At 30.0% G+C, this 11,149-nt stretch carries 11 protein-coding genes; 9 read left to right on the forward strand and 2 right to left on the reverse strand.

Features of this window, described 5'->3' with window-relative positions:
- Positions 1-3 precede the first annotated feature (3 nt).
- Together VBM90_RS02490 and eno are read right to left on the reverse strand one after the other, a co-directional pair.
- Entirely contained in the window at positions 4-1,236 is a 1,233-nt protein-coding gene (locus VBM90_RS02490) for an IS3 family transposase (RefSeq protein ID WP_323176772.1), read from the reverse strand.
- 91 nt (positions 1,237-1,327) lie between these two features.
- The gene (eno, locus tag VBM90_RS02495) at positions 1,328-2,689 is read right to left on the reverse strand and encodes a phosphopyruvate hydratase (RefSeq protein WP_323176773.1); all 1,362 of its coding nucleotides are present in this window, start codon (positions 2,687-2,689) and stop codon (positions 1,328-1,330) included.
- Between the two features lie 392 nt (positions 2,690-3,081).
- On the opposite strand from eno, the gene rpsL reads away from it, so the two are divergent.
- From rpsL to rpmB, 9 genes are all read left to right on the forward strand, one after another.
- Positions 3,082-3,498 (forward strand): 30S ribosomal protein S12, encoded by a 417-nt coding sequence (rpsL, locus tag VBM90_RS02500; protein WP_257089175.1) that lies wholly within the window; start codon positions 3,082-3,084, stop codon positions 3,496-3,498.
- A gap of 50 nt (positions 3,499-3,548) precedes the next feature.
- On the forward strand, positions 3,549-4,019 hold the full coding sequence (rpsG, locus tag VBM90_RS02505; RefSeq protein ID WP_257089177.1) for a 30S ribosomal protein S7: 471 nt from the start codon (positions 3,549-3,551) through the stop codon (positions 4,017-4,019).
- Between the two features lie 14 nt (positions 4,020-4,033).
- On the forward strand, positions 4,034-6,124 hold the full coding sequence (gene fusA, locus VBM90_RS02510) for an elongation factor G (protein WP_257089179.1): 2,091 nt from the start codon (positions 4,034-4,036) through the stop codon (positions 6,122-6,124).
- A gap of 153 nt (positions 6,125-6,277) precedes the next feature.
- On the forward strand, positions 6,278-6,820 hold the full coding sequence (locus tag VBM90_RS02515; RefSeq protein ID WP_323176774.1) for a tRNA (cytidine(34)-2'-O)-methyltransferase: 543 nt from the start codon (positions 6,278-6,280) through the stop codon (positions 6,818-6,820).
- Positions 6,801-7,526: an RNA methyltransferase gene (locus VBM90_RS02520; RefSeq protein WP_323176775.1), complete on the forward strand. Its 726-nt coding sequence runs from the start codon at positions 6,801-6,803 to the stop codon at positions 7,524-7,526. Before VBM90_RS02515 ends, VBM90_RS02520 begins: the two co-directional genes overlap by 20 nt.
- Positions 7,527-7,528: 2 nt before the next feature.
- Positions 7,529-7,789, forward strand: coding sequence for a hypothetical protein (locus tag VBM90_RS02525; protein ID WP_323176776.1), 261 nt, complete (start codon positions 7,529-7,531; stop codon positions 7,787-7,789).
- 7 nt (positions 7,790-7,796) lie between these two features.
- Entirely contained in the window at positions 7,797-8,654 is an 858-nt protein-coding gene (ylqF, locus tag VBM90_RS02530) for a ribosome biogenesis GTPase YlqF (protein ID WP_323176777.1), read from the forward strand.
- Positions 8,655-8,694: 40 nt separating this feature from the next.
- Positions 8,695-10,629: a DNA topoisomerase IV subunit B gene (locus tag VBM90_RS02535; protein ID WP_323176778.1), complete on the forward strand. Its 1,935-nt coding sequence runs from the start codon at positions 8,695-8,697 to the stop codon at positions 10,627-10,629.
- Positions 10,630-10,762: 133 nt separating this feature from the next.
- Positions 10,763-10,954, forward strand: a complete 192-nt coding sequence (gene rpmB, locus VBM90_RS02540) for a 50S ribosomal protein L28 (RefSeq protein WP_257089198.1) — start codon at positions 10,763-10,765, stop codon at positions 10,952-10,954.
- Positions 10,955-11,149: the final 195 nt, after the last annotated feature.

Genomic DNA, 11,149 nt, shown 5'->3' on the forward strand with positions numbered 1-11,149 from the left:
GGTTTAATTAGACATAATAACACCTCAATGATGTTGGGGTGTTTTTCAATCTAATGTTGATTGAATTCTTTCATTATTGTATCAAAAAATAAACTCATTAATTATTTTGCTAAGATCATCAAAAGTTATCTGTGTTATATCAATTAGTTTTAAACATTCAGATTTTAAAATCGAAAAGAAATATTCTGCTTCTCTGTTGTCTAGAGAGTTGCCAACTCTCCCCATTGAAATAACGCCATTATTTTTAGATATTGTTTGCAAATAATCTTTAGATGAATATTGGAAACCATGATCTGAATGTGCTATTCATTGTTTGTTCAATTTTATTTTTGACATGTGTTTCATAACTAAATCTAAATCGTTTCTTTTTGACAAATTGTAATTTACAATAAATTTACTTTTGTGGTCAATGGCAATTGACAAAAAAACAAAATTGTTTTCACAATCTTTTGGTGCTGTAATATATGTAACATCTGTTGCGATTATTTGGTTGGTTTTTCCATTGTAATCACGATTTACAAGGTCCACAAATTTAACATTTGTGTTTTTTATTTCTCTATCTTTTTTCTTTCTTCTAATTAAACAATGTAATTGCAATCTATTCATAATTCTACCAATAGTCCTATAATTAAGCAAAATTTGATATTTTTGTTTGATGTAATGTTCTAATCTTTTTCTTCCAAATAGACATTTATTCTTTTTAAATGCCTCTAATATTAATTCATCATTTCTATGATCACTTTTTTGGGTTCTAGATTTTTTTTCTTTAGTTTTTCAATTATGAATTGTTGATTTTGATTTGTTAAATATGATTGCTAATTTCCTAGTTGAAACAGAAGTTTTTTTAATTTTAGATATATCAACATCAAAGTTATTCCTATCGAATGAATCTTTAAAAATTTCCAAAATTTCAATCAATTGTTCTTTCGGCATTTTTTCTCATTCTTTTTTAACAATATCCATTGGTGCAATTTTGGTTTTTTTAGGTCTCCCTGTTCCTTTGCCCTTTTTAGGAGATTTACCTGTTTGTGATATTAGATTTGTCATTCCTAAATTATATCTTTTATATTTCTCTAAAAAATTTCTCTTTGAATATGTAGATTTTTTGTCAAAAAAGCTAACACCTCTTATCGCTCGGTATTTAATTTCAAAATCATTTTTTGACATTAAACCCTTCTTATAATCATCATAATCTGAAAAAAGTTCTAGTCATTGTTCTTGTTTTAGTTGTTTCATAATCACTCCTTAATATAAAAAACACAAAATACGGCGTTGTCCATATTTTGTGTCCCAGTTTAGTCTCTCTATTTTTTGTTAAATTAAATCATTATTTTTCAATGTTGTAGAATGCTTCTCTACCTTTGAATGAAGATACTGGACCTAATTCTTCTTCAATTGCTAATAATCTGTTGTATTTTGCGATTCTATCTGTTCTTGATAATGAACCTGTCTTAATTTGTCCTGTGTTCATAGCAACAGCGATATCAGCGATTGTTGTATCTTCTGTTTCACCTGAACGGTGTGATACAACTGCTGTCATATTTGCTTTTTGAGCCATTTGGATAGCTTCAAAAGTTTCTGTTAATGAACCGATTTGGTTAATTTTAATTAAGATTGAGTTCATTGATTTTTCTTCAATAGCACGTTTTAAAATTGCTGTGTTTGTAACTGTTAAGTCATCTCCAACAATTTGTAATTTGTTTCCTAATTCTGTTGTGAATTTTTTGAATCCTTCTCAGTCACCTTCAGCAAATCCATCTTCGATTGAAATGATTGGATACTTGTCAACTAAGTGTTTTAAGTAATCTAACATTTCATCTGATGTATATGTGAATTTAGTATCTGTTAAGTGTTCAAATCCAGGTAATTGTTTTTCAACAGCTGCTTTTAATTTTTTGAATGTGTATACACCATCTTCATATAATTCACTTGATGCACAGTCCATTGCAATAGCAACAGCGTTTTCACCTGATTTAGCAGGAACATATCCAGCTGCTTTAATAGCTTGAACTAAGAAGTCTAAAGCTTCTTCGTGTGATTTGAAGTTTGGAGCAAATCCACCTTCATCACCAACTTGAACACCGTGTCCGTGTTTTTTAAGTAATTTAGCTAAGTTATGGAAAACAAAGTTAGCCATTTGTAAAGCTTCACGGAATGTTTTAGCTCCAACTGGCATAATCATAAATTCTTGGAAGTCAATTGTGTTTGAAGCGTGTTCTCCACCATTGATAACGTTTAACATAGGAACTGGTAATTCGTGAGCGTTAAATCCACCTAAGTATTTGTAAAGTGGAATTTGTAATTCATTAGCAGCAGCTCTAGCAACAGCTAATGAAACTCCTAAGATAGCATTAGCACCGAATTTAGATTTGTTTTCTGTACCATCTAATTCAATCATTTTTCTATCAATTTCACGTTGTAATGTAACTTCCATACCTTCGATGTAAGGAGCAATATCGTTGTTAACGTGATCAACTGCTAACATAACTCCTTTTCCACCAAATCAGTTACTTTCATATTCAGAACCTTTGTCCCTTAATTCAAGAGCTTCACGTGATCCTGTAGATGCACCTGAAGGAACTTTAGCAATACCGTATCCACCGAATTCTGTGAATACTTCAACTTCAACAGTTGGGTTACCACGTGAGTCTAGAATTTCACGTGCGTGAATTTTTTTAATTGCTGACATTTAGTCTCCTTTATTTAATTTTTAATGTACATTTAAATTAATTAACTTTTCTTCTAGAAAAGTAATGTAATTATAACATTTTTAAATTTATATACTTTGAGCAAGTTTATCTGTGATTAATTTCACATTTTTGTTTAATTTTGTGCGATTTTTAAACTCTGTTAAGCTTGAATGTTCTCAAAAATAACTTTCAATGTAACTACCAAAACATTTATGTGTAAGCGTTAAAAGTATTTTTTCAAGGATTAATAAAACTAAATAAAAAAAATAAAAAATATTGATACACACGGGTAAGTTGTTATATAATTGCTTTGCTAAATTATTATCAAAATAAATAGCTTAACAATATTAATCTTAAAATTTATCAAATCACAAACGAAAGGAAGCATAAAATGCCAACAACTAATCAATTAGTTACAAATGGTCGTAGCTCAAAAATTAAAAAACAAAACGCTCCTGCTTTAAGCGTTAGCTACAACTCATTAATTAAAAAAGCTAAAAAAATGGCTTCACCATTTAAACGTGGTGTATGTACTCGTGTTGCTACAATGACACCTAAAAAACCTAACTCTGCATTACGTAAATATGCTCGTGTTAAATTATCAAACGGAATGGAAGTTACAGCTTACATTCCAGGAGAAGGACACAACCTTCAAGAACACTCAGTTGTTTTAATCCGTGGAGGACGTGTTAAAGACTTACCTGGGGTTAGATACCACATCGTTCGTGGAACACAAGATGCTGCTGGGGTAGCAAAACGTAACCAAGGACGTAGTTTATACGGTGCTAAAAAACCTAAATCAGAATAATAATTTAAATTAATTTATACACACAATAATTATTAATATAAGGAGGACATATGTCAAGAAAAAAAAGTGCCCCAATACGTGAAGTACTTGCAGATCCAGTTTTTAACTCTGTTATTGTTACAAAGTTAATTAACCAAATTATGTTAGATGGTAAAAAATCTATCGCTCAAGATATTTTATATTCAGCATTTAACATTATTAAAGAAAAAACTCAAAGAGAACCAATGGAAGTTTTCTTAGAAGCAGTTGAAAACATTACACCTCAATTAGAAATCAGAACAAGAAGAATTGGTGGAACAAACTACCAAGTTCCTACAGAAGTTTCTCCTCGTAGAAAACAAACATTAGCATTAAGATGACTTGTTCAATACTCAAGATTAAGAAATGAAAAAACAATGGATGTTCGTTTAGCTAATGAAATCATTGATGCATCAAACAAAACAGGTGGAGCTATCAAAAAACGTGAAGATACACACAAAATGGCTGAAGCTAACCGTGCATTTGCACACTTCAGATGATAGTCTAAGGTTTATTTATGGCTAGAGAATATGAATTAAAAGATTACCGTAATATCGGTATTATGGCCCACATTGATGCTGGAAAAACAACAACTACAGAAAGAATTTTATTCCACACAGGTAAAATTCACAAAATTGGTGAAACACACGATGGTGCTTCACAAATGGACTGAATGGCACAAGAACAAGAACGTGGAATCACAATTACATCAGCTGCTACAACAGCTTTCTGAAAAGGAAAAAGAATTAACATTATCGATACACCAGGACACGTTGACTTCACAGTTGAGGTTGAACGTTCATTACGTGTATTAGATGGTGCTGTAGCAGTTCTTGATGCTCAATCAGGAGTTGAACCTCAAACAGAAACAGTTTGAAGACAAGCTACAAACTACAAAGTTCCTCGTATTGTTTACGTTAACAAAATGGATAAAGCTGGTGCTGACTTCGCAGCTTCAGTTGCTTCAGTTAAACAACGTTTAGGTGGAAATGCAGTTGCTATCCAATGACCTATCGGTGCTGAATCAGATTTCGAAGGTATTATTGACCTTGTTACATTAGAAGCGATTAAATACAACGGAGAACCACAAGAAGAAGAATTTCCAACAGAAATTCCTGCTCACTTAAAAGACATCGTTGCTGAAAAACGTCAAGAATTATTAGAAGCGGTTGCTAACTTTGACGAAGAATTAATGATGTTAGTTCTTGAAGGTGGAGATTTAAGTGTTGAAGAATTTAAAGCTGCAATTAGAAAAGCTACTTTAACATCAGAATTCTTCCCAGTAGTATGTGGAACATCATTCAAAAACAAAGGTGTTAAGAGAATGATTGACGCTGTTGTTGATTATTTACCATCACCACTTGATGTACCACCAATCCCTGCTTTCGATGGGGATAAAGAAATATTTGTTAATGCAACAGACGATGGAGACTTTTCTTCATTAGCTTTCAAAGTTATGACAGACCCATACGTAGGTTCATTAACATTCTTCCGTGTATACCGTGGAGTTCTTGAAAAAGGAAGCTACGTATACAACACAACTAAAGAACAAAAAGAACGTATTGGACGTATTTTACAAATGCACGCTAACTCACGTGTAGAAATTGACGAATGTAGAGCTGGAGATATTGCCGCTGCTGTTGGTCTTAAATACACAACAACAGGAGATACATTAGTTGGAGAAAAATCACCAAAAATCGTTCTTGAAAAAATGGTATTCCCTGAACCAGTTATCTCACAAGCTTTAGAACCAGAATCAAAAGCTGCTACAGAAAAATTATCATTAGGATTACAAAAATTAGCTGCTGAGGACCCTACATTTAGAACATATACTGATGAAGAAACAGGTCAAACAATTATTGCCGGAATGGGTGAATTACACTTAGACATTATTGTTGATCGTTTAAAACGTGAATTTGGTGTTAAAGCTAAAGTTGGAGCACCTCAAGTTTCATACCGTGAAACAATTACAATTCCTGCTGAAGTTGAAGGAAAACACATCAAACAATCAGGAGGAAAAGGACAATATGGACACGTATGAATCAAATTCGAACCAAACCCAGATGGTGGATTTGAATTCGTGGACAAAATTGTTGGTGGAAAAATTCCTAAAGAATACATTAAATCAATTCAAAAAGGTCTTGAAGAAAAAATGGCAGCTGGTATTTTAGCTGGTTACCCAATGATCGACGTTAAAGCTACATTATTCGATGGATCATATCACGACGTTGACTCATCAGAAATGGCTTACAAAATCGCTGCTTCTAAAGCACTTACAAAAGCAAAAGATAAAATTGGTACAGTATTATTAGAACCAATTATGGACGTTTCAGTAGTTGTTCCATCAGATCACATCGGAGATGTTATCGGTGACTTATCAAGACGTAGAGGACTTGTTAACGACCAAGAACAAAGAAATGATGGAGCTGTTATTGTTAGAGCAATGGTTCCTCTTTCAGAAATGTTCGGTTACTCAACAGAACTTAGATCTATGACAAGTGGACGTGGAACATACCAAATGCAATTTGATCACTATGAAAAAACTCCAAAATCAATTGCTGATGAAATTATTAAACGTAGAAACATTCAAGATAAAGATGAAGATTAATATTTAAATTTTCACTTTAAATAATTTAAAAAAGTAGGTATATCCTACTTTTTATTTTTTACTTATTTAACTTATACACTATTGCAAAAGTAAAATTAACCCAATAATCAAGGAGTTATTAATCAGCATCATAATACTATGTATAATAGTATTATGTTAAATATAGTTTTATATCAACCGGAAATTGCCCCAAATACAGGGAATATAATCAGAACTTGTTATGCACTAGGTGCAAAATTACACATTATCAAACCAACAAGTTTTGACCTTCATCCTAAATATCTTAAAAGAGCAGGTGCAGGAAGAATGCTCAGTGACATTCAACATGAAATTCATAACTCATATGAAGATTTTTACAATAAGTACAAAGATAAAAAAATATTTTATGTAACTAGATATGGTTTAGAGACATATACAAATGTTAAATATAATGAAGTACACGAACAAACTGGTGAAGTGTGATTAATGTTTGGTAGAGAATCTACAGGTATTGATAAGAGAATCTTAAAAGAAAATTTAGAAGATTGCATCAGAATACCGATGGTTTCAGCTATGCGTTCAATTAATCTTGCTAACTGTGTTGCTATTTTAGGTTTTGAAGTTATGAGACAACTTGATTTTAAAGATTTATCAAAATTTGAAGTTGAAAAAGGAAAACATTACTTAGAACAATATGATGAAAATAATAACCAGTAAGCAAAATCAGTTTATCAAGGATGTTTATAAACTTTTAGATAAAAAATATAGAAGTAAAGAATCTAAGTTTTTAGTTGAAGGTTATCACTTAGTCAATGAAGCAAAAGAAAAGGGTATTTTGCTAGAAACAATTGAAGTAGTTGATAAAAATAAATTTGCTGATTCGATTTTAGTCACAGAGGAAATCTTAAATTATTTATCAGACACATCTACACCACAAGGAATTATAGGTATTTGTAAATTTCCTGATATCTCAAGATCAATTAGTAACAGAGTTTTATTTTTAAATAATTTGCAAGAACCAGGAAATGTAGGGACAATTTTTAGATTAGCGAGAGCCTTTGATTTTGATACTGTTATCATCCAAAATTTTGATTACTTTAACCCAAAAGTTATTCGTTCTTCACAAGGAGCACTTTTTGATTTAAATTTGATCAAGACAAATAATATTGATATTTTAAAGGAACTTAAAAAACAAAACTATATTTTATATGCAACTATGTTAGATACAAATGCTAAGAAGTTAAATGAAATTGATTTTTCAAAAGAAGAAAAAATTGTCATTATTTTAGGAAACGAAGGTAATGGAATTGATAATCAAACAGCTTCATTATCTGATGAAAAAGTTTACATTCCAATTTCATTTGAAAGTTTAAATGTAGCAACTGCTGCAGCAATTGTGTTGAACAAAGTTAGAAATGGGTAATTATGAATAAATTCGATAATTTAATTGAACAAATTAAAAACTATAACTTTCATTTATCTTTAGAAGGGTACAATAAAACAGAAGTTGAAAGTCATTTAAATGAATTGATTAGACAAATTAATGAAATTGTTAATGAAATAAATGAATCAACAGAAAGAACAGAATTATATAAAGCTCAATATAAAGAACTTTACAAAGAAAATAAAATTCTTGCTGAAGAAGTTAATAAACTTAGATTAGAACTGGAAAAATTAAATAAATAGGATAATTATGGAATTAGAACACAAAGAACAAAAATATGATAATTTAATTCAATGATTCCCTGGTCATATGGCAAAGGCTTTCAAGGAATTAAAAGAAAAAGCTTCATTAGCCGATATTTTTATAGTAGTTTTAGATGCAAGATGTCCAATTAGTTCATATAACGAAGACTTTGATAAAATTGCACCACAAAAAAAGAGATTGTTCATTATTACTAAATCAGATTTAATGGATCAATCGAAAAAAGCAAAAATTGAAAAAAGATTTGCAAGCGAAACGTTATTATGATTAGATCTTAGAAAATCATCTTCAAAACAAGTTATTTTAAAAACAATTAAAAAACTTTCACAAGAAAGAATTAATAAAAACAGAGAAAAAGGGATGTTGATAACCAGAATGAAATCATTTGTTGTTGGTGTTCCAAACTGTGGAAAAAGTACACTTATTAATTTAGTTTCAGACAAAAAAACTTTAAAAGTTGCTAACTATCCAGGTGTAACCAGAGAAAATAAGTGAGTTGTTAACGGTGAATATTTATTTTTAGATACACCAGGTATTTTGCTTCCTAAATTTGAAGATCAAGAAGTTGCTGTTAAATTATTAATCACAGGTGCTATCAAATTAGATAATTTCTCACCAGAGGTTGTTTCAATGAAGTTTTATGGATTAATTTCAAAATATTATCCAGAAAAATTAGAACAATTAGGTCTAAAACCATCTCAAGATGATATTGAAATTTACTCACAATTATTTAGCTATGGTGAAAGATTTAAAATTTACAAAGAAAACCAAAGAATTGACACTGTAAAAACTTACCAACATTTTATAAATTGAGCTAAAAATTTAGAAGGAGTTACATACGATTAATTCGTATGTTTTTTATTTAATCTTTTATAATATTTAAACTATGAGTCAAAACAATACATACAATGCAAGTAATATTCAACAATTAAAAGGGCTTGAAGCTGTTAGAAAAAGACCTGGTATGTACATTGGTGGAACCGATGTACATGGTTTACATCACTTAGTTTGAGAAATTGTAGATAACTCAATCGACGAGGCATTAGCTGGTTATGCAACTGAAATAATTGTTACATTGAGAAATGATGGTGGTGTTTCAGTTCAAGACAATGGACGTGGTATTCCGGTTGATAAAATTAAAGGTTCAACAAAAACAGCTGTAGAAGCTGCTTTCACTGAATTGCATACAGGTGGAAAATTTGATGATAGTGCATATAAAACATCAGGAGGTCTTCACGGTGTTGGAGCTAGTGTTGTTAATGCTTTATCAACAAAAGTTGTTGTTGAAGTTTCAAGAGATAAAAAGATCTATTTAACAGAATTTCAACAAGAAAAAATCCTTCAAAGAACTCACGAGGTAGGTGTATCAAAAAACACTGGAACAATAGTAACTTTCTGACCTGATTATCCACTTTTTAAAAGAGCTAAGTTAAGTTTTGACAAAATTTCAGAAAGACTTAAAGAAAGAGCTTTCTTAATTTCTAATTTAAAAATAATCTTAAGAGATCAAAATACTGATAAAACAGAAATTTATGAATACACTAAAGGTCTTGAATCATTCTTAAACTTTTTAAATGATTCAAAAGATTTAGTTTCAAAACCTATTTCATTTCAAGATGAAAAAAGAGGCATCTCTGTTGATTTTGCCTTTCAATGAACAACTCAATATGAAGATACAATTCTGAGTTTTGTTAACAATGTTAAAACAAGTGATGGTGGTTCACATGTGGTTGGACTAAAAACTGCATTTGTTAAATCAGTTAATAACTTTGTGTCAAAAGAAAATGTAGTCAAAGGTCAAAGAATTTATGAATGAGCAGACATTAAAGAAGGACTTAGCTGCGTTCTCTCTTTAAAAATTCCTGAAAGTATTCTTGAATTCGTAGGCCAAACTAAAGATAAATTAGGGACTCCAGATGCTAAACCTGTTGTTGAAGAAATTGTCTTTAAATATTTAGATTCTTGATTAAGTGAACACAAAGAGCAAGCTAAATTAATCATAGATAAAATTGAATCTTCATATGATTTAAGGCAAAAACAAAAATCATTAAAAGATGAAAGTAGAAAATCAAAACAAACAAGTAAAGAAAAATTAATTTTAAGTGACAAATTAAAACCTGCGACTGGTAAAAATAATGAACAAAATGAGTTATTTCTAGTCGAAGGGGACTCAGCTGGTGGTTCGGCAAAAAGTGGAAGAGATAGAAGATTTCAAGCTATCTTACCATTACGTGGAAAAGTCATTAACTCTGAAAAGAAAAAAATGGCTGAAGTTCTTGAAAATGAAGAAATCAACACAATTATTAATGCAATTGGAGCAGGATACGGTAGAGATTTTGATATTGAAAAATCCCAATATGGAAAAATAATCATTATGACTGATGCTGACACTGATGGTGCTCACATTCAACTTCTATTATTAACATTCTTTTATAGATTTATGAAACAAATGATTGAACAAGGAAAAATTTTTCTTGCACTTCCTCCATTATATAAAGTGACTCTTAAGAGCAGCAAAAAAATTCTTTATGCATGAGATGAAGATGATTTAAGTGATATGCTTGAAAATATAAAAGAATCATATGAACTCCAAAGATATAAAGGTCTTGGAGAAATGAATGCTGATCAATTGTGAGAAACAACTATGGATCCTAAAACAAGAACATTAGTTCAAGTAACAATTGAAGATGCTCTTATTGCTGAAAGAAGAGTTTCAGTTCTTATGGGAGAAAATGCTGAAAACAGAAGATATTGAATTGATCAAAATGTAAACTTTACACTTGAAGATAATTTCATTGAAAAATTAAACATATCTAATTAATCAAAATGATTTTTATAAAAAAACAATAAAATAAAGTTTTTTGCTATAATATCAAAGAATTTTATTTTTACTCTTTTTATAAAGACTAAATAAAAGTTTATAAACATTTATTACTTATAGAAAGGAAGAAATTATGTCAAGAAGAGACGTTTTAACAGGCAGAGGACCTCAAACAGGTAACAAACGTTCACACGCATTAAATGCTACAAAAAGAAAATTTAATGTTAACTTACAAAAAGTTAGAGTTACAATAGACGGTCAAAAAATGACATTAAGAGTAAGTGCAAAAACATTAAAAACTCTTAAAAACAAAGGGTTAATTTAATCATTTCTCTAATACTTTTAAATTAAACATATATATAATCAAAATAAATTACCTTGATCAAGTAATTTATTTTTTTATTTTTTTTAAAAAAAGCTTTGAATAAAAAAAATAGTGTTATAATATTCTTGCTTTTGATAGCAAAGAAGTTCTTTGAAAACTAGATATATACAAGACATGACAAGTCAATTTTTTTCG

The organism is Mycoplasma sp. 2704, from assembly GCF_034863285.1.
Taxonomy (GTDB): domain Bacteria; phylum Bacillota_I; class Bacilli_A; order Mycoplasmatales; family Metamycoplasmataceae; genus Mycoplasmopsis.